This window comes from Citrobacter amalonaticus Y19 (assembly GCF_000981805.1).
Lineage (GTDB): Bacteria > Pseudomonadota > Gammaproteobacteria > Enterobacterales > Enterobacteriaceae > Citrobacter_A > Citrobacter_A amalonaticus_C.
This window is the reverse complement of sequence record NZ_CP011132.1, coordinates 795,720-813,034: the sequence shown is the minus strand read 5'-3', so window position 1 is coordinate 813,034 and position 17,315 is coordinate 795,720. Positions and strand designations below refer to the sequence as shown.

18 protein-coding genes are annotated in these 17,315 nt (G+C 56.6%); 9 read left to right on the top strand and 9 right to left on the bottom strand.

Translation table 11 applies throughout. The annotated features are described in order from the left end of the window. Positions 1 to 29: 29 nt before the first annotated feature. Positions 30 to 1,382, bottom strand: a complete 1,353-nt coding sequence (gene pcaB, locus F384_RS03665) for a 3-carboxy-cis,cis-muconate cycloisomerase (RefSeq protein ID WP_046477699.1) — start codon at positions 1,380 to 1,382, stop codon at positions 30 to 32. A gap of 202 nt (positions 1,383 to 1,584) precedes the next feature. Between pcaB and F384_RS03660 the strand changes: the two genes are divergently transcribed. Next, a complete protein-coding gene (locus tag F384_RS03660; RefSeq protein ID WP_046477697.1) occupies positions 1,585 to 2,319 on the top strand; it encodes a GntR family transcriptional regulator in 735 nt (244 codons plus the stop codon). A gap of 674 nt (positions 2,320 to 2,993) precedes the next feature. On the opposite strand, the gene rhlE is transcribed toward F384_RS03660, so the two are convergent. After that, positions 2,994 to 4,370 (bottom strand): ATP-dependent RNA helicase RhlE, encoded by a 1,377-nt coding sequence (gene rhlE, locus F384_RS03655; protein WP_046477695.1) that lies wholly within the window; start codon positions 4,368 to 4,370, stop codon positions 2,994 to 2,996. A gap of 231 nt (positions 4,371 to 4,601) precedes the next feature. Between rhlE and cecR the strand changes: the two genes are divergently transcribed. Genes cecR through F384_RS03635 form a run of 4 tightly spaced genes read left to right on the top strand, consistent with a single transcriptional unit; the run spans position 4,602 to position 9,126 of the window. Further along, entirely contained in the window at positions 4,602 to 5,276 is a 675-nt protein-coding gene (gene cecR, locus F384_RS03650; RefSeq protein WP_046477693.1) for a transcriptional regulator CecR, read from the top strand. Then, on the top strand, positions 5,276 to 6,271 hold the full coding sequence (gene hlyD, locus F384_RS03645) for a secretion protein HlyD (protein WP_046477691.1): 996 nt from the start codon (positions 5,276 to 5,278) through the stop codon (positions 6,269 to 6,271). Before cecR ends, hlyD begins: the two co-directional genes overlap by 1 nt. Beyond that, the gene (locus tag F384_RS03640) at positions 6,264 to 8,000 is read left to right on the top strand and encodes an ATP-binding cassette domain-containing protein (RefSeq protein WP_046477689.1); all 1,737 of its coding nucleotides are present in this window, start codon (positions 6,264 to 6,266) and stop codon (positions 7,998 to 8,000) included. Before hlyD ends, F384_RS03640 begins: the two co-directional genes overlap by 8 nt. Continuing rightward, positions 7,993 to 9,126, top strand: coding sequence for an ABC transporter permease (locus tag F384_RS03635; protein WP_046477687.1), 1,134 nt, complete (start codon positions 7,993 to 7,995; stop codon positions 9,124 to 9,126). The genes F384_RS03640 and F384_RS03635 overlap by 8 nt, the downstream gene beginning before the upstream one ends. 312 nt (positions 9,127 to 9,438) lie before the next feature. Here the strand turns inward: F384_RS03635 and F384_RS03630 are convergent, their stop codons facing one another. Next, positions 9,439 to 9,684, bottom strand: a complete 246-nt coding sequence (locus tag F384_RS03630; RefSeq protein ID WP_155403972.1) for a hypothetical protein — start codon at positions 9,682 to 9,684, stop codon at positions 9,439 to 9,441. A 402-nt stretch (positions 9,685 to 10,086) separates the two neighbouring features. Between F384_RS03630 and F384_RS03625 the strand changes: the two genes are divergently transcribed. Further along, positions 10,087 to 11,193 carry an ABC transporter permease gene (locus F384_RS03625; protein WP_046477683.1) on the top strand — a complete coding sequence of 369 codons (1,107 nt, stop codon included), beginning with the start codon at positions 10,087 to 10,089 and terminating at the stop codon, positions 11,191 to 11,193. On the opposite strand, the gene F384_RS03620 is transcribed toward F384_RS03625, so the two are convergent. Continuing rightward, entirely contained in the window at positions 11,155 to 11,565 is a 411-nt protein-coding gene (locus F384_RS03620) for a YbhQ family protein (RefSeq protein WP_046477680.1), read from the bottom strand. The two genes, F384_RS03625 and F384_RS03620, sit on opposite strands and share 39 nt — an antisense overlap. A 132-nt stretch (positions 11,566 to 11,697) precedes the next feature. Here F384_RS03620 and F384_RS03615 point away from each other — a divergent pair, with 132 nt between their 5' ends. From F384_RS03615 to F384_RS03605, 3 genes are read left to right on the top strand one after another with little or no spacing between them, the layout of a single operon-like run. Beyond that, positions 11,698 to 12,456 carry an endonuclease/exonuclease/phosphatase family protein gene (locus tag F384_RS03615; protein WP_046477678.1) on the top strand — a complete coding sequence of 253 codons (759 nt, stop codon included), beginning with the start codon at positions 11,698 to 11,700 and terminating at the stop codon, positions 12,454 to 12,456. After that, entirely contained in the window at positions 12,453 to 13,694 is a 1,242-nt protein-coding gene (gene clsB / locus F384_RS03610; protein WP_046477676.1) for a cardiolipin synthase ClsB, read from the top strand. The genes F384_RS03615 and clsB overlap by 4 nt, the downstream gene beginning before the upstream one ends. Continuing rightward, positions 13,694 to 14,656, top strand: a complete 963-nt coding sequence (locus F384_RS03605) for a lysylphosphatidylglycerol synthase domain-containing protein (RefSeq protein WP_046477674.1) — start codon at positions 13,694 to 13,696, stop codon at positions 14,654 to 14,656. The genes clsB and F384_RS03605 overlap by 1 nt, the downstream gene beginning before the upstream one ends. 186 nt (positions 14,657 to 14,842) lie before the next feature. On the opposite strand, the gene F384_RS03600 is transcribed toward F384_RS03605, so the two are convergent. The 5 genes from F384_RS03600 to moaB are packed head-to-tail and all read right to left on the bottom strand — an operon-like array spanning position 14,843 to position 17,294. Continuing rightward, the gene (locus tag F384_RS03600) at positions 14,843 to 15,547 is read right to left on the bottom strand and encodes a Bax inhibitor-1 family protein (protein ID WP_046477672.1); all 705 of its coding nucleotides are present in this window, start codon (positions 15,545 to 15,547) and stop codon (positions 14,843 to 14,845) included. Positions 15,548 to 15,601: 54 nt separating this feature from the next. Continuing rightward, positions 15,602 to 16,054: a molybdopterin synthase catalytic subunit MoaE gene (moaE, locus tag F384_RS03595; protein ID WP_046477670.1), complete on the bottom strand. Its 453-nt coding sequence runs from the start codon at positions 16,052 to 16,054 to the stop codon at positions 15,602 to 15,604. Between the two features lies 1 nt (position 16,055). Then, entirely contained in the window at positions 16,056 to 16,301 is a 246-nt protein-coding gene (gene moaD, locus F384_RS03590) for a molybdopterin synthase sulfur carrier subunit (protein ID WP_046477668.1), read from the bottom strand. Beyond that, positions 16,294 to 16,779, bottom strand: a complete 486-nt coding sequence (moaC, locus tag F384_RS03585; protein ID WP_046477666.1) for a cyclic pyranopterin monophosphate synthase MoaC — start codon at positions 16,777 to 16,779, stop codon at positions 16,294 to 16,296. The genes moaD and moaC overlap by 8 nt, the downstream gene beginning before the upstream one ends. Before the next feature lie 2 nt (positions 16,780 to 16,781). After that, positions 16,782 to 17,294: a molybdenum cofactor biosynthesis protein B gene (gene moaB, locus F384_RS03580; RefSeq protein ID WP_046477664.1), complete on the bottom strand. Its 513-nt coding sequence runs from the start codon at positions 17,292 to 17,294 to the stop codon at positions 16,782 to 16,784. Positions 17,295 to 17,315 lie beyond the last annotated feature (21 nt).

Below are 17,315 nucleotides of genomic sequence, written 5' to 3'. Positions count from 1 at the left end.
ATATCCTTATTCCGTTAACACGAGAACGTTCATTTCCGTGACTGATATTTGGCCAGCACCTGATCGACCATTTCAGGCGCCATGCCCAAATAATTTGCCGGGTCGGTCAGTTGGTGAATCAGTTGCGGATCCAGCCGTTGCGCGACGGTCGGCATGGCGTTGAGCACGTCGGCCAGGTGACCGCCCTTCTCGTTGACGATACGACAGGCGTCATAGACGACATCGTGAGCATCCTGGCGACCGATGTACGGAGCCAGCCCCATCATCACCGCTTCTGCCACGATCAGCCCATTGGTCATCCCCAGATTGCGCAGCATCGCCGCTTCATCGACTTCCAGCCCTGCCAGCATAAAGTTGGCCTGATGCAGCGCGCCTGCACTCAGCACGAAACTTTCCGGGATCGCAATCCACTCCGCATGCCACGGCCCGGTCGCGCGTTCCAGATCCTGAACCATCGCATCCAGCATCAGTCCGGCCTGTTGACGAACGCCTTTCGCGCAGGCCAGCATCAGTTCGCTGGAGATAGGGTTGCGTTTTTGCGGCATTGTGCTGCTCGCACCGCGTCCTTTGACGAACGGTTCATACAGTTCGCCAAACTCGTTCGACGCCATTAGCATGACGTCATACGCAATCTTCCCTAACGAACCGGTAATAACCGCCAGCAGGTTCACCGCTTCGGCAAAGCCGTCGCGCGCCACATGCCAGGTGGAGGTTGGGACGTTGAGACCCAACTCTTCCATCAGCGCTTTTTGTACCGCCAATCCTTTATCACCCAGCGACGCCAGCGTGCCCGCTGCCCCGGCAAATTCACCGACCAGCACGCGCGGACGCGCCTGCTGCAAACGCTCGGCATGGCGTTCAAACATGTCCAGCCAGATGGCGGCTTTATAGCCAAACGTCACCGGCAATGCCTGCTGTAAGTGGGTGCGTCCAGCCATTGGCGTATCACGATAGCGCAGCGACAGGTCAGCCAGCGTCGCACGCAAGCGGTCCATGTCTGCCTCGATCAGTTCGAAGGCATCACGGATTTGCAGTACCACCGCCGTGTCCATAATGTCCTGCGTCGTCGCCCCCCAGTGTACGTAGCCACCAGACTCGCCGGCCTGCTTTGAAATCTGGTGGACGAGCGGCAGGATCGGGTAACCGACAATTTCTGTCTCATGGCGCAGCAAATCAAAATCCAGCGTATCGGCATTGCACTTCTCGGCGATCTCTTTGGCTGCCGCTTCCGGGATCACCCCACAGCGCGCCTGCGCTTTGGCGAGCGCCACCTCCACTTCGACATATTTGCGAATGAGTTCGTAATCATCAAACACCGCACGCATTGCCGGTGTCCCAAAAGAATCTCTAAATAAAACAGAATCCATTACATTCGAAGCCATAAATCCCCCGGTTTAATCCGATAGTGATAAGATGTGTGCCTGTCCCGGTTTACACCTCAGTCGGGACAGCTTGAATGTCCGAACATAAAACAATGTCCGTACATTTTAAATGTACGGACATTTATAATAATCATGATGAATGTATGGAATAGCCCGTACACATTTTTGTGACTGTGATCATTAATTATTTGATGAAACTGCGATGAAAGAATCTCTGTACAAGCGGATAGCCCGTGAACTGGCCCATCAAATCTCGACGGGAACTTATCCGCCGGGTTCGCTGTTTCCGACGGAAATGGAACTGTGCGAAACCTGGCAGGTGAGCCGTCACACCATGCGCGAAGCGTTGCGGGAATTAACAGAACAGGGGCTGATTTCGCGGCGTAAAGGCGCGGGTACTCGCGTCTGTGAACCGCAGGCGAGCGGGGTAAACCATCCGCTGTCGCATCTGGAAGATCTGCTGCTGTTGGCGAAAAACAATCTGCGGGTGATAAAGAAGATCGATGAGATTGTGGCGGATATTGAGCTTTCTCAGCTGATAGATTGTCCGCCCGGCTCACGCTGGCTACATATCGCCAGTATTCGCGAGGATGCGCAAAACCCGGACGCCCCCATTTGCTGGACGGACAGCTACGCCAGCACCGACTACACCAGGCTGCGCGCGTTTATCCGTGACGATCCGCACTCGCTGATTAGCGATCTTATTGAAACGCACTATGGGATTAAGAGTCACGAAGTCCACCAGACGATCACCGCCGTTGGCGTACCGAAGAAAATCGCGAAGATACTGAATGTCGAGCCCGATTCTCCGGGGCTGCGCATCGTGCGACGCTATCGGGATCGAGACGGAAAGGTGTTCGAGACCACGATTTCAATTCACCCGGCGGGAAGATATACCTGCTCTATTGTGTTGAAATCGCAGAATTCGGGGGAATAAGGGGGGGGTTGCCTACGCTTTTAAGCGTGAATATGCCACCACCGGTGATGGTTTACGTTCACCTCATGTTCGCCGCTTGTCTGGTGCACCAGCACCTGTGAACGTGTTAAGGAGGCTCGTCGCCGCCTCCTTAACAATCCAGGCTCCCGGCGGGAAAATTGTCGCTTCGCGATGCCCTCCGCTTATTCCTTCAGGCTACCGGGTCGGGTGCGACTCAGCATCCCTGCTTCGCGCACCCTGAACCCGCATCCCTGCGGGTTCCCCCGGCCCTACGGAAACACGTCGGCAATTTTCAGCCGGACCACTCCACACCTGACCATGATTGCGGTTTGCCTTTTTAACAGCGAAAAGAATTTGTTTGTAGAGCAGAAAATCGAAGCGATGCCGTTGGTCCGGCGTGAAAATCGATGAGACGTTGACGGCTGACCGGGACCGCCCGCAGGGATGCGGGCGGAGGGGCCGGCCTGCAGGGATGCAGGCTCGGCCCCGACCCGACAGGCAGACGGCATAAGGCGAATGCACCACAAAGTGGCGATTTTCCCTGCCGGGAGCCAGGGTTGCAAGGGAGGCGGCGGCGAGCCTCCCTTGCACGTTCACGTGTGCTGAGGTTTCAGAGAATAACTGAATACAAAGTGAACGTAAAAGTTCTCAGAGTATCAGGCACCCCTGGCCCCTTATTGCACTGGCGTAATTCTGCGTGGACGACGCGGCGGACGCGGTTTTTCGCCAGCCGGTTTCGCATCGCCTGTGCGGCGTGAAGGTTTAGCGCCGGCTTTTGGCGCACCGCCGTCCTGACGACGTGGCTGCTGAGCGCGACCCGCGCCCTGCCCTTGCCCCTGACCACGGCCTCGACCGCCGCCGCCACCGCTACGCTGCTGGCGACCATTCTGGATCGGCTCAGCTTTAATCGATGGATCCGGCTCGTAGCCTGGAATGGCAATGCGCGGGATCTCTTTTTTCAGCAGTTTTTCGATATCACGCAGCATTTTGTGTTCATCAACACAAACCAGCGACAGCGCTTCACCGGTAGCCGCAGCACGCCCGGTACGACCGATACGGTGTACATAATCTTCCGGAACATTCGGCAGCTCGTAGTTCACTACGTGCGGCAGTTCTTCGATATCCAGACCACGCGCGGCAATATCCGTTGCCACCAGCACGCGAATGTCACCGGATTTGAAATCAGCCAGCGCACGGGTACGCGCCCCCTGACTCTTGTTGCCGTGGATCGCCGCACTGCGAATGCCATCTTTGTTCAACTGCTCCGCCAGATGATTGGCGCCGTGTTTGGTACGGGTAAACACCAGCACCTGCTGCCAGTTACCCTGGCCTATCATCTGCGATAACAGCTCACGTTTGCGTTTCTTATCCACGAAATGCACGTGCTGCGTAATCTGTTCTGACGCCGTGTTGCGGCGCGCCACTTCAATTTCCAGTGGGTTATGCAGCAGCTTTTCGGCCAGCGCCTTTATCTCATCAGAGAATGTCGCAGAGAACAGCAGGTTCTGACGCTTCGCCGGCAGTTTCGCTAACACACGGCGAATGTCGTGAATAAAGCCCATATCCAGCATACGGTCCGCTTCATCCAGCACCAGAATCTCAATCTGGTCCAGTTTCACCGCGTTCTGGTGTTCCAGATCCAGCAAGCGCCCCGGCGTTGCCACCAGCACATCGACGCCGCCGCGCAGTTTCATCATCTGCGGGTTAATGCTCACGCCGCCAAAAATCACCAGCGAACGGATGTTCAGATACTTGCTGTAATCACGGACGTTTTCACCAATCTGCGCCGCCAGTTCACGCGTCGGCGTCAGGATCAGCGCCCGTACCGGGCGACGTGCTTTGCTGTGCGGCTCTTTGGTAATAAGGTGCTGTAACAGCGGCAGCGTAAAGCCCGCCGTTTTACCGGTACCGGTCTGCGCACTCGCCATCAGGTCGCGACCTTCCAGCACGGCGGGGATCGCCTGTTGCTGAATAGGGGTAGGTTCACGGTAACCCTGCTCGGCAATGGCGCGCAGAATATCAGGGTTCAAACCCAGGGAATCAAAAGACATAACTACTCCGAACCGCCCCGACCGTTCCCGGTGTCGTTTTCAGGGAGATACATACAATTTGGGAATGACAAAAACCACAATGTCATGAAGGGGCGGAGTGTAGCAGTTTTTGTGACGCACCGCATAAATTATCCCTCTTACTGGCACCGACAAAATAAACCACCAGACTGGACAAGGATGATTTTCAGTCATAATCTTAATCAATCGATTGATTAATACTTAGGTCGCGTGATGAATACTCCCACCATGACCACGAAAGGTGAACAGGCCAAAAGCCAACTGATTGCCGCCGCGCTCGCCCAGTTTGGCGAGTATGGTCTGCATGCCACCACTCGCGATATTGCCGCGCAGGCCGGGCAAAACATTGCCGCCATTACCTACTATTTTGGCTCAAAAGAGGATTTATACCTCGCCTGCGCCCAGTGGATTGCCGATTTCATTGGCAGTCAGTTTCGCCCGCACGCGGAAGACGCCGAACGTTTATTCGCCCAGGCCCATCCTGACCGTGCCGCCATGCGCGAGCTGATTCTGCGGGCCTGTAAAAACATGATCATGCTGTTAACCCAGGATGACACCGTCAATCTGAGCAAATTTATTTCGCGCGAACAGCTCTCCCCTACCGCAGCGTATCAACGGGTGCACGAGCAGGTTATCGAGCCGTTGCACAGTCATCTGACCCGTCTCATCGCCGCGTATACCGGCTGCGACGCCCACGACACGCGCATGATTCTGCATACCCACGCGCTGCTCGGCGAAGTGCTGGCATTTCGTCTCGGTAAAGAAACCATTCTGTTACGTACCGGCTGGTCGCAGTTTGATGAAGAAAAAACAGCGCTGATTACGCAGACCGTGACCTGTCATATCGATCTTATTCTGCAAGGTTTATCGCAAAGGAGTCTGGACTGATGAAAAAGCCTGTCGTTATTGGCCTGGTGATTGCGGCGCTGCTCGCCGTGATTGCCGGTGGCACATGGTGGTATCAAAGCCGGCAGGACAACGGACTGACGCTCTACGGCAACGTGGACATCCGTACCGTTAACCTCAGCTTTCGCGTCGGTGGTCGACTCGCGTCGCTGGCGGTGGATGAAGGCGATGCCATCAAAACAGGACAGGTGCTGGGCGAGCTGGATCATGCTCCCTATGAGAACGCCCTGATGCAGGCAAAAGCCGGGGTTTCCGTCGCTCAGGCCCAGTACGATTTGATGCTGGCGGGTTATCGTCAGGAAGAGATTGCCCAGGCGGCCGCGGCAGTGAAACAGGCGCAGGCCGCCTATGATTACGCGCAGAATTTCTACAACCGTCAGCAGGGATTGTGGAAAAGCCGCACTATTTCCGCTAACGATCTGGAAAACGCCCGCTCTTCCCGCGACCAGGCATTGGCCACGTTGAAATCCGCGCAGGATAAACTGCGTCAGTACCGTTCCGGTAATCGTGAACAGGATATCGCCCAGGCGAAAGCCAGCCTTGAACAGGCGCAGGCACAACTGGCTCAGGCGGAACTCGACCTCCATGACACCACGCTTGTCGCCCCGTCGAACGGCACGCTGTTAACCCGCGCGGTTGAACCCGGCAGCATGCTCAGCGCAGGGGGGACCGTGCTGACGCTCTCCCTCACCCGACCGGTCTGGGTGCGCGCCTACGTCGACGAGCGTCATCTTTCTCAGGCACAGCCGGGACGCGAAATCCTGCTGTACACCGATGGACGTCCCGACAAGCCTTATCACGGTAAAATCGGCTTTGTCTCCCCGACCGCAGAATTCACCCCGAAAACGGTCGAGACGCCGGACCTGCGTACCGATCTGGTTTACCGCCTGCGCATTGTGGTCACCGATGCCGACGACGCCCTGCGCCAGGGCATGCCGGTGACGGTGAAGTTCGGCAACGAGGCTGGACATGAATGACGCCGTCATCACGCTGAGCGGGTTGACTAAGCGTTTTGCCGGGCTGGAAAAACCGGCGGTTGCCCCGCTCGACTGTACGATCCACGCCGGGTATGTAACCGGGCTGGTGGGGCCGGACGGCGCAGGAAAAACCACGCTGATGCGAATGTTGGCGGGATTGCTGAAGCCGGATGGCGGCAGCGCAACGGTGATTGGCTTTGATCCGATTAAAAACGACAGCGCGCTGCATGCGGTGCTGGGTTACATGCCACAAAAATTCGGCCTGTATGAGGATCTCACCGTGATGGAGAACCTCAACCTGTACGCCGATTTACGCAGCGTGACGGGCGACGTGCGGGAAAAAACCTTTGCCCGCCTGCTGGAATTTACCTCGCTCGGCCCGTTTACCGGTCGTCTGGCGGGAAAACTCTCCGGCGGGATGAAACAGAAACTGGGGCTGGCCTGTACGCTGGTCGGCGAACCCAAAGTACTGTTACTGGATGAACCCGGCGTCGGCGTTGACCCGATCTCACGGCGCGAGCTATGGCAGATGGTGCACGAACTGGCGGGCGACGGGATGCTTATCTTGTGGAGCACCTCGTATCTGGATGAAGCCGAGCAGTGTCGGGACGTGCTGCTGATGAATGAAGGCGAACTGCTGTATCAGGGCGAACCGACGCAACTGACGCAAACCATGGCCGGGCGCAGCTTTCTGATGCACAGCCCGCAGGAAAACAACCGCAAACTGCTCCAGCGGGCGCTGAAACTGCCGCAGGTCAGCGACGGCATGATCCAGGGGAAATCGGTGCGTCTGATCCTGAAAAAAGAGGCCACGGCGGACGACATCCGCCACGGCAACGGAATGCCGGAGATCGACATCAGCGAAACCGCGCCACGCTTCGAAGATGCGTTTATCGATCTGCTGGGCGGGGCTGCCACCTCTGAATCGCCGCTGGGCGCCATTCTGCATACCGTCGAAGGGACGCCGGGCGAAACGGTGATTGAAGCGAAAGCGCTGACCAAGAAATTCGGCGATTTCGCCGCCACCGATCACGTTGATTTCGCCGTCCAGCGCGGGGAGATTTTTGGCCTGCTGGGCCCTAACGGCGCGGGGAAATCCACCACCTTTAAAATGATGTGCGGCCTGCTGGTGCCCACTTCCGGAAAAGCGCTGGTGCTGGATATGGATCTGAAAGTCAGCTCCGGTAAGGCGCGCCAGCATCTGGGCTATATGGCGCAAAAATTCTCGCTGTACGGCAACCTGACGGTGGAGCAAAACCTGCGCTTCTTTTCCGGCGTTTACGGTCTGCGAGGACGCGCGCAGAACGAAAAAATTGCCCGCATGAGCGAGGCGTTTGGCCTGAAAAGTATCGCCTCGCATGCCACCGATGAACTCCCGCTGGGCTTTAAGCAGCGTCTGGCGCTGGCCTGTTCGCTGATGCATGAACCCGACATTCTGTTTCTCGACGAGCCCACTTCGGGCGTCGATCCCCTCACCCGCCGCGAGTTCTGGCTGCATATCAACAGCATGGTGGAAAAAGGCGTGACGGTGATGGTCACGACACACTTTATGGATGAAGCGGAATATTGCGACCGCATCGGCCTGGTCTATCGTGGGAAGCTGATTGCCAGCGGCACGCCGGACGACCTGAAGGCACAGGCGGCCGATGATGACACGCCGGACCCGACCATGGAACAGGCCTTTATCCGGCTGATTAATGACTGGGATAAGGAGCATGCCAATGGGTAACCGCCTGCTTTCCTGGCGTCGCGTGCGGGCGCTGTGCGTCAAAGAGACGCGACAAATCGTCCGCGATCCCAGTAGCTGGCTGATTGCCGTGGTCATCCCACTGCTGCTGCTGTTTATTTTTGGCTACGGCATTAACCTCGATTCCAGCAAGCTGCGGGTAGGGATCCTGCTTGAGCAGCAAAGCAAAGAGGCGCTGGACTTTGCCCACACAATGACCGGTTCGCCGTACATTGACGCCACCATTAGCGATAACCGCCAGGCGCTGATTGAGAAGATGCAGGCCGGACGCATTCGTGGGCTGGTGGTCATTCCGGTCGATTTCGCCCAGCAGATGGCGCGCGCCAACGACACCGCGCCGATTCAGGTGATAACCGACGGCAGTGAACCCAACACCGCCAACTTCGTGCAGGGCTATGTGGAGGGGATCTGGCAAATCTGGCAGATGCAGCGGGCAGAAGATCGCGGGGAAACGTTTGAACCGCTGATTGAGGTGCAGACCCGCTACTGGTTCAACCCGGCGGCCATCAGTCAGCATTTTATTATCCCTGGCGCAGTGACGATCATCATGACGGTGATCGGCGCGATCCTCACCTCGCTGGTCGTTGCGCGCGAGTGGGAACGCGGCACGATGGAAGCATTACTCTCCACCGAAGTGACGCGCGCCGAGCTGTTGCTGTGTAAACTCATCCCCTACTACTTCCTCGGCATGCTGGCAATGGGGCTGTGTATGCTGGTGTCGGTGTTTATTCTCGGCGTCCCGTATCGCGGATCGTTACTGCTGTTGTTTTTCATCACCAGCCTGTTTTTGCTCAGTACGCTGGGGATGGGGCTGTTGATTTCCACCATCACCCGCAACCAGTTTAATGCCGCCCAGGTGGCGCTCAACGCCGCTTTTTTGCCGTCGATTATGCTGTCAGGCTTTATTTTCCAGATAGACAGTATGCCTGCGGTGATCCGCGCGGTGACCTACATTATTCCGGCGCGTTACTTCGTCAGTACGCTGCAAAGCCTGTTTCTCGCCGGTAATATTCCGGTGGTGCTGATAGTCAACGTGCTGTTTTTAATCGCCTCGGCGGTGATGTTTATTGGGCTGACGTGGATAAAAACCAAACGTCGGCTGGATTGATGATTTGCCGGATGGCGCTTTTGCATATCCGGTAAACAGCCTGATGGCGCTGCGCTTATCAGGCCTACGAGATGCTTCATCAGGTATAAGTCACCGTAGGCCGGATAAGGCCTTGTGCCGTCATCCGGCAAACTGCCTGATGGCGCTGCGCTTATCAGGCCTACGGAGTGCTTCATCTGGTATAAGTCACCGTAGGCCGGATAAGGCCTTGTGCCGTCGTCCGGCAAACTGCCTGATGGCGCTGCGCTTATCAGGCCTACGAGATGCTTCATCGGGTATAAGTCACCGTAGGCCGGATAAGGCCTTGTGCCGTCATCCGGCAAACTGCCTGATGGCGCTACGCTTATCAGGCCTACGGAGTGCTTCATCTGGTAAGTCACCGTAGGCCGGATAAGGCCTTGTGCCGCCATCCGGAAAACTGCCTGATGGCGCTACGCTTATCAGGTCTACGGAGTGCTTCATCAGGTATGAGTCACCGTAGGCCGGATAAGGCCTTGTGCCGTCATCCGGCAAACTGCCTGATGGCGCTACGCTTATCAGGCCTACGGAGTGCTTCATCTGGTAAGTCACCGTAGGCCGGATAAGGCCTTGTGCCGCCATCCGGAAAACTGCCTGATGGCGCTACGCTTATCAGGTCTACGGAGTGCTTCATCAGGTATGAGTCACCGTAGGCCGGATAAGGCCTTGTGCCGTCATCCGGCAAACTGCCTGATGGCGCTGCGCTTATCAGGCCTACGGGGTGCTTCATCGGGTATAAGTCACCGTAGGCCGGATAAGGCCTTGTGCCGCCATCCGGAAAACTGCCTGATGGTGCTGCGCTTATCAGGCCTACGGGGTGCTTCATCGGGTATAAGTCACCGTAGGCCGGATAAGTCCTTGTGCCGTCATCCGGCAAACTGCCTGATGGCGCTGCGCTTATCAGGCCTACGAGATGCTTCTTCGGGTATTAAGGGCAATACTATGTTTCATCGTTTATGGACGTTAATTCGCAAAGAGCTGCAGTCGCTGTTACGCGAGCCGCAGACCCGCGCGATCCTGATTCTGCCGGTGCTGATTCAGGTGTTTCTGTTTCCCTTTGCGGCGACCCTGGAAGTGACTAACGCCACCATCGCCATCTATAACGAAGACAACGGGAAGCACTCGGTTGAGTTGACACAGCGTTTTGCCCGCGCCAAAGCCTTTACCCACATTCTGTTGCTGAAAAGCCCGCAGGAAATCCAGCCCACAATCGATACGCAAAAGGCGCTGCTGCTGGTGCGCTTTCCGGCGGATTTCTCGCGCAATCTGGATACTTTTCAGTCTGCACCCATGCAGTTAATTCTCGACGGCCGTAACTCAAACAGCGCGCAAATCGCCGCCAACTATCTCCAGCAAATCGTGAAGAACTATCAGCAGGAGCTGATGGAGGGTAAGCCAAAGCCCAACAACAGCGAGCTGGTGGTGCGCAACTGGTACAACCCTAACCTCGACTATAAGTGGTTCGTGGTGCCGTCGCTTATCGCGATGATCACCACCATTGGCGTGATGATCGTCACCTCGCTGTCCGTGGCGCGCGAACGTGAACAGGGGACGCTGGATCAACTGCTGGTCTCTCCGCTCACCACCTGGCAAATCTTTATCGGTAAAGCGGTTCCCGCGCTGATTGTCGCCACCGGACAGGCCTCTATCGTGCTGGCAATCGGTATCTGGGCATATCAGATACCGTTTGCCGGGTCGCTGGCGCTGTTTTACTTCACGATGGTGATTTACGGGCTGTCGCTGGTGGGCTTCGGGCTGCTGATATCCTCGCTCTGCTCCACGCAGCAGCAGGCGTTTATCGGCGTGTTCGTCTTTATGATGCCGGCGATTTTACTGTCGGGGTACGTCTCCCCGGTCGAAAATATGCCGGTCTGGTTGCAGAACCTGACATGGATAAACCCTATCCGTCACTTCACGGATATTACCAAGCAGATCTATTTGAAAGATGCGAGTTTGCAGATTGTCTGGGGAAGCTTGTGGCCGCTACTGGTAATAGCGGCCACGACGGGATCAGCGGCGTATGCGATGTTTAGACGCAAAATTATGTAGCTTTTTGTCTTTCGCCAGCAGCGAAACCACAGCGGGTCCGGCCAGGATTGCCAGTCCCGCTATCGCCAGCAGGATATTGTTTTGTAAAACCCGGGACAGCAGCCACAGCACGATCAGCGCCGCACCGAAATACCAGGTGGTGGTGAGTTCTTCCAGCACGTCAGCGACTTCGCGCCAACGCTGCTCGTGATGACGCTGTAACGCCAGCATCAGTAATACGGTCACGCCATACACTACGCATAATCCCAGGCCGACGTGCACCAGTGTGCCGCTCATCCAGCCCATGACCAACAACGCCACGACCAGTAAATGCAACATAATCTGCCAGCAACTTAACCCCGTTGCGACACGAACACGTTGTTGCCACCTCATGGCTTTTCTCCTGAAGGATTTTTCTCTAATTACTCAGAGTACCGCACTTTACGGAAAATTCCGTAACGCCGCACCTTTTTGTGACGACGACTACACTATTTCAATCAGAAGAGTGACGCCAACAGGAGAAAAATGACTCAATCGACGCGAAATTTTTCATTCACCGTGCTCACCATTAATACGCATAAAGGCTTTACCGCCTTTAACAAGCGCTTCATTTTACCGGAACTGCGCGATGCCGTTCGTACGGTTGGCGCCGACATCGTCTGTCTGCAGGAGGTGATGGGCGCACACGAGGTGCATCCGCTGCACGTCGAAAACTGGCCGGATACCACCCACTACGAATTTCTCGCCGACACCATGTGGAGTGACTACGCTTACGGGCGCAACGCCGTCTACCCACAAGGGCATCACGGCAACGCGGTGCTGTCACGCTATCCTATTGAACATGATGAAAATCGCGACATCTCGGTTGGGACCAGTGAAAAGCGCGGTGTACTCTATTGCCGCATTGTCCCTCCGCAACTCGGGAAACCGATTCATGTGATGTGTGTTCATCTTGGCCTGCGCGAAGCCCACCGGCAGGCACAACTTACTCTGCTGGCGGACTGGGTCAACGCCCTACCCGACGGCGAGCCAGTGGTCGTGGCCGGTGATTTCAACGACTGGCGACAGAAGGCAAACCCTCAGTTAAAAGCCGCCGGGCTGGACGAAATCTTTACCCGCGCCCACGGTCGCCCGGCACGGACGTTTCCCGCCAGCCTGCCGCTGCTGCGCCTTGACCGGATTTACGTGAAAAATGCCAATGCCAGTTCGCCGACGGCGCTGCCGCTGCGCAACTGGCGGCATCTCTCTGACCATGCCCCTCTTAGCGCGGAGATCCATCTATGAAATGTGGCTGGCGTGAAGGTAATCAGATCCAGTTACTGGAAAACGGCGACCAGTATTATCCCGCCGTGTTTGCGGCGATTGCCGATGCGCAGCAGAAAATTATTCTGGAAACCTTCATCTGGTTTGAAGATGAGGTGGGAAAACAGCTTCATGCGGCCCTGTTAACCGCAGCGAAGCGCGGTGTGAAAGCGGAAGTATTGCTGGACGGCTACGGCTCGCCGGACCTGAGCGACGCCTTCGTCGGTGAACTGACCTCGGCAGGCGTGGTGTTTCGCTACTACGATCCGCGCCCCCGGATCTTCGGCATGCGTACCAACGTCTTTCGCCGCATGCACCGCAAGATTGTGGTGATTGACAACCGGGTGGCGTTTGTCGGCGGGATTAACTATTCCGACGAGCATATGTCCGACTACGGGCCAGAGGCCAAGCAGGATTACGCGGTGCGTGTGGAAGGCCCCGTCGTCGCGGATATTTTACAGTTTGAAGTGGAAAACCTCCCCGGACAGAGCGCGGTGCGCCGCTGGTGGCGTCGCCATCACCGCGCTGAAGAGAACCGCCAGCCCGGCGAGGCGCAGGCGCTGTTCGTCTGGCGCGACAACGACGAGCACCGCGACGATATTGAGCGTCACTACCTGAAAATGCTCACCCAGGCCCGGCGGGAGGTGATTATCGCCAACGCCTACTTCTTTCCCGGTTACCGGTTGCTGCATGCCATGCGCAAAGCCGCCCGACGGGGCGTGCGCGTGAAACTGATTGTGCAGGGCGAACCGGATATGCCGATTGTGAAAGTGGGTGCTCGTCTGCTGTACAACTATCTGGTGAAAGGCGATGTTCAGGTTTACGAGTACCGCCGTAAACCGCTGCATGGCAAGGTGGCGCTGATGGATGACCACTGGGCGACGGTCGGCTCCAGCAATCTTGACCCGCTCAGCCTGTCGCTCAATCTGGAAGCCAACCTGGTCGTACACGACAGAGCATTCAACCAGACGCTGCGCGACAACCTCAACGCGATCATTGCCGAAGACTGTAAACGGGTGGACGAGTCGATGCTGCCGAGGCGCACCTGGTGGAACCTGACCAAAAGCGTGCTGGCATTCCACTTCTTACGCCACTTCCCGGCGCTGGTCGGCTGGCTTCCGGCGCATACTCCTCATCTGGCGCAGGTGGATCCTCCAGCCCAACCCGAGATGGAAACGCAGGATCGGGTGGAGGTACAAAACACGGGAGCCAAGCCCTGATGGCAAAATCACACCCGCGCTGGCGGTTGGCAAAAAAGATCCTCACTTGGCTGTTTTTCATTGCCGTGATCGTGCTGCTGGTCATCTACGCCAGCAAGGTCAACTGGGAGGAAGTGTGGACGGTTATTCGCGATTATAACCGCGTTGCATTACTGAGCGCCGTTGGACTGGTGATCCTCAGCTATCTGCTCTATGGCTGCTATGACCTGCTCGGACGCGCCTATTGCGGTCACCGGCTGGCGAAGCGGCAGGTGATGCTGGTGTCGTTTATCTGCTACGCCTTCAACCTGACGCTCAGTACCTGGGTCGGCGGCATCGGTATGCGCTACCGGCTCTATTCCCGTCTCGGCCTGCCGGGCGGCACCATCACCCGTATTTTCTCTCTCAGTATCACCACCAACTGGCTGGGTTACATTCTGCTTGGCGGGATCATCTTCACCTTTGGCGTGGTACAACTGCCCACGCACTGGTATATCGACGAGAGCACCCTGCGCATTCTGGGTGTGGCGCTGCTGTTTATCATCGCTATTTATCTGTGGTTCTGCGCCTTCGCAAAGCATCGTCATATGACGATCAAAGGGCAGAAACTGGTGCTACCGTCATGGAAATTTGCACTGGTTCAGATGGCTATCTCCAGCGCCAACTGGATGGTCATGGGGGCGATTATCTGGTTGTTGCTGGGTCAGGAGGTGAACTATTTCTTTGTGCTGGGCGTGCTGCTGGTCAGCAGTATCGCGGGGGTGATTGTCCACATTCCGGCAGGGATTGGCGTACTGGAAGCGGTGTTTATCGCGCTGCTGGCGGGAGAAGACACGTCACAAGGCATCATCATTGCCGCGCTGCTCGCGTACCGCGTGCTGTATTACTTTGTCCCGCTTTTGCTGGCGCTGATTGGCTATCTGCTGCTGGAGAGTCGGGCGAAGAAACTACGGGCGAAAAACGAAAAGGCGATGGCGAAGTGACAAATCGTTGCCTGATGGCGCTACGCTTATCAGGCCTACGAAATGCTTCATCGGGTATAAGTCACCGTAGGCCGGATAAGGCCTTGTGCCGTCATCCGGCAAACTGCCTGATGGCGCTGCGCTTATCAGACCTACGAGATGCTTCATCGGGTGTAAGTCACCGTAGGCCGGATAAGGCGAGCAAACTCAGCGACGGTTGCCTAAGATACGCAGCAGCATCAGGAACAGGTTAATGAAGTCCAGATACAGCGTTAGCGCACCGAGGATCGAATATTTACGCAGGTTAGAACTGTCGCGAACATCGATCTGCTCACCGATATTTTTCAACTTTTGGGTGTCATAGGCGGTCAGCCCGACAAACACCACCACCCCGATGTAGGTCACAGCCCACATCAGCGCTTCACTCTTCAGCCAGAAGTTGACCAGTGAGGCCAGGATGATGCCAATCAACGCCATAAACAGCAGGTTGCCCCAGCCGCTCAAATCGCGCTTCGTGGTGTAACCCCACAGGCTCATCACGCCAAACATCCCGCCGGTGACCACAAAGGTACTGGCAATGGAGGACGCGGTATAAATAATAAAAATGCTGGAAAGCGTCAGACCGGTCAGGACTGAATAGAGCATAAACAGCGTGGTCATGACGCCCGCACTGAGTCTGTTGACCAGACCCGATAACACAAATACGACAGCTAATTGTGCAATAACCAGACCAAAGAAAAAGATTCTGTTGGTATAAAGCAACTCCATGAACGCACTGGAATTCGCCGCATACCACGCAATAAACGCGGTAAGCAGCAGCCCGACCGTCATCCAGCCGTAAACCTGCGCCATATAGGTTTGCAGGCCGGAACGGGCCTGCACGATTGATTCGGATCGTGGAAATCGGTCCATGATAATCTCCTGATTGAAAGTGACTACACGGGATAAGCGTATCACAATTTCCTGCTACCAGCGTTGCGCCGCCTGACGATCGCTATCGCGGGCTTCGACCCAGCGCTCTCCTTCCGGCGTGGCTTCACGCTTCCAGAACGGCGCGCGCGTCTTCAGATAGTCCATGATGAACTGCCCGGCCTCAAATGAACTGCTGCGGTGCGAACTGGTGACGCCGACAAAGACGATTTCATCACCCGGCCACAGTTCGCCAGTCCGGTGAATCACCGTGACGCGTCCCAGCGGCCAGCGCGCCCGTGCGTCATCGACAATCTCTGCCAGCGCTTTTTCCGTCATCCCCGGATAGTGCTCCAGCGTCAGCGCCTTCACGCTGTCGCCAAGATTATGGTTGCGCACTTTACCGGTGAAGGTCACCACCGCACCGTCTTCGTCGCGTTCTGCCAGCCAGGGATACTCTTCACCCACGCTGAACGGCGCAGGTCCGACGATAATTTTCGTTTCAGCCATCTCAACCTCCCGTAACCGGGGGAAAGAAGGCCACTTCATCACCCGTCGACAGCGGATGATCAAAGCTCACCAGCGTCTGGTTTACCGCCGCCAGCAGCTTGCCGTCTTCCAGGGCCAGCGCCCAGCGGTTGCTGTTCGCCGCCAGATGCTGACGCAGCGCCTCTACCGTCGGGAAATCAGCCGCCACGTCCAGCGCATCAGTCCCTACCAGTTCTCGAACCTGGGCGAAGAATAAAACCTTAATCATGCGAATCCGCCTTAAAATCACCAGACTTGCCGCCGCTTTTCGCCAGCAGGCGCACCGGGCCAATCACCATGTCTTTCTGTACCGCTTTGCACATGTCGTAAATGGTCAACGCAGCGACTGATGCCGCCGTGAGCGCTTCCATCTCCACCCCGGTTTTTCCCGTGAGGCGACACAGCGACTCAATACGAACGCGGTTGTGTTCTGGCTGAGCCTGTAGCTGTACTTCCACTTTGCTCAGCAGCAGCGGATGGCACAGCGGGATCAGCTCCCAGGTGCGTTTTGCTGCCTGAATCCCGGCAATGCGCGCGGTGGCGAACACGTCGCCCTTATGGTGGCTACCGTCGATAATCATCGCCAGCGTTTCGCTACGCATGGTGATAAAAGCTTCGGCGCGCGCTTCGCGGACGGTCTCCGCTTTCGCGGACACATCCACCATATGCGCTTCACCGGCGGCGTTAATGTGAGTCAGTTGCGACATACTTATTTCTTCAGATGTGGGTGAAAATTACAGGGATGCGTACGGGCATCCAGTTGCGGCGCGATGATATTGTCCCAGGCCGTGCGGCAGGCTTTGGTAGAACCTGGCATCGCGAAAATCAGCGTTTTGTTGGCCACGCCCGCCACCGCGCGCGACTGCAACGTGGCAGTGCCAATCTCTTCAAACGACAGCATGCGAAACACTTCACCAAAGCCTTCCACTTCTCGGTCAAACAGCGGCAACAGCGCTTCCGGGGCCTGGTCGCCTTCGGTCAGGCCCGTGCCGCCGGTGACCAGCACCACCTGCACCTCATCACTGGCAATCCACGCCGAGACCTGCGCGCGTATGGCGTAGCGGTTCTCTTTGACAATCGCTTTATCGATAATCTGATGTCCCGCTTCCTGCGCGGCATCACGCAGGAAATGGCCGGAGGTATCGTCCTCTTCGCCACGACGATTCGATACCGTCAAAATAGCAATGCGGGTCGGGATAAATTCAGCGCTTACCTGACTCATGGAAAACTCCTTGTTCAAAGC

Bases quoted from the DNA above. Each gene is read 5' to 3' on its own strand.
- pcaB (WP_046477699.1), bottom strand. From the start codon at position 1,382: ATGGCTTCGAATGTAATGGATTCTGTTTTATTTAGAGATTCTTTTGGG.
- F384_RS03660 (WP_046477697.1), top strand. From the start codon at position 1,585: ATGAAAGAATCTCTGTACAAGCGGATAGCCCGTGAACTGGCCCATCAA.
- rhlE (WP_046477695.1), bottom strand. From the start codon at position 4,370: ATGTCTTTTGATTCCCTGGGTTTGAACCCTGATATTCTGCGCGCCATT.
- cecR (WP_046477693.1), top strand. From the start codon at position 4,602: ATGAATACTCCCACCATGACCACGAAAGGTGAACAGGCCAAAAGCCAA.
- hlyD (WP_046477691.1), top strand. From the start codon at position 5,276: ATGAAAAAGCCTGTCGTTATTGGCCTGGTGATTGCGGCGCTGCTCGCC.
- F384_RS03640 (WP_046477689.1), top strand. From the start codon at position 6,264: ATGAATGACGCCGTCATCACGCTGAGCGGGTTGACTAAGCGTTTTGCC.
- F384_RS03635 (WP_046477687.1), top strand. From the start codon at position 7,993: ATGGGTAACCGCCTGCTTTCCTGGCGTCGCGTGCGGGCGCTGTGCGTC.
- F384_RS03630 (WP_155403972.1), bottom strand. From the start codon at position 9,684: ATGAAGCACTCCGTAGGCCTGATAAGCGTAGCGCCATCAGGCAGTTTG.
- F384_RS03625 (WP_046477683.1), top strand. From the start codon at position 10,087: ATGTTTCATCGTTTATGGACGTTAATTCGCAAAGAGCTGCAGTCGCTG.
- F384_RS03620 (WP_046477680.1), bottom strand. From the start codon at position 11,565: ATGAGGTGGCAACAACGTGTTCGTGTCGCAACGGGGTTAAGTTGCTGG.
- F384_RS03615 (WP_046477678.1), top strand. From the start codon at position 11,698: ATGACTCAATCGACGCGAAATTTTTCATTCACCGTGCTCACCATTAAT.
- clsB (WP_046477676.1), top strand. From the start codon at position 12,453: ATGAAATGTGGCTGGCGTGAAGGTAATCAGATCCAGTTACTGGAAAAC.
- F384_RS03605 (WP_046477674.1), top strand. From the start codon at position 13,694: ATGGCAAAATCACACCCGCGCTGGCGGTTGGCAAAAAAGATCCTCACT.
- F384_RS03600 (WP_046477672.1), bottom strand. From the start codon at position 15,547: ATGGACCGATTTCCACGATCCGAATCAATCGTGCAGGCCCGTTCCGGC.
- moaE (WP_046477670.1), bottom strand. From the start codon at position 16,054: ATGGCTGAAACGAAAATTATCGTCGGACCTGCGCCGTTCAGCGTGGGT.
- moaD (WP_046477668.1), bottom strand. From the start codon at position 16,301: ATGATTAAGGTTTTATTCTTCGCCCAGGTTCGAGAACTGGTAGGGACT.
- moaC (WP_046477666.1), bottom strand. From the start codon at position 16,779: ATGTCGCAACTGACTCACATTAACGCCGCCGGTGAAGCGCATATGGTG.
- moaB (WP_046477664.1), bottom strand. From the start codon at position 17,294: ATGAGTCAGGTAAGCGCTGAATTTATCCCGACCCGCATTGCTATTTTG.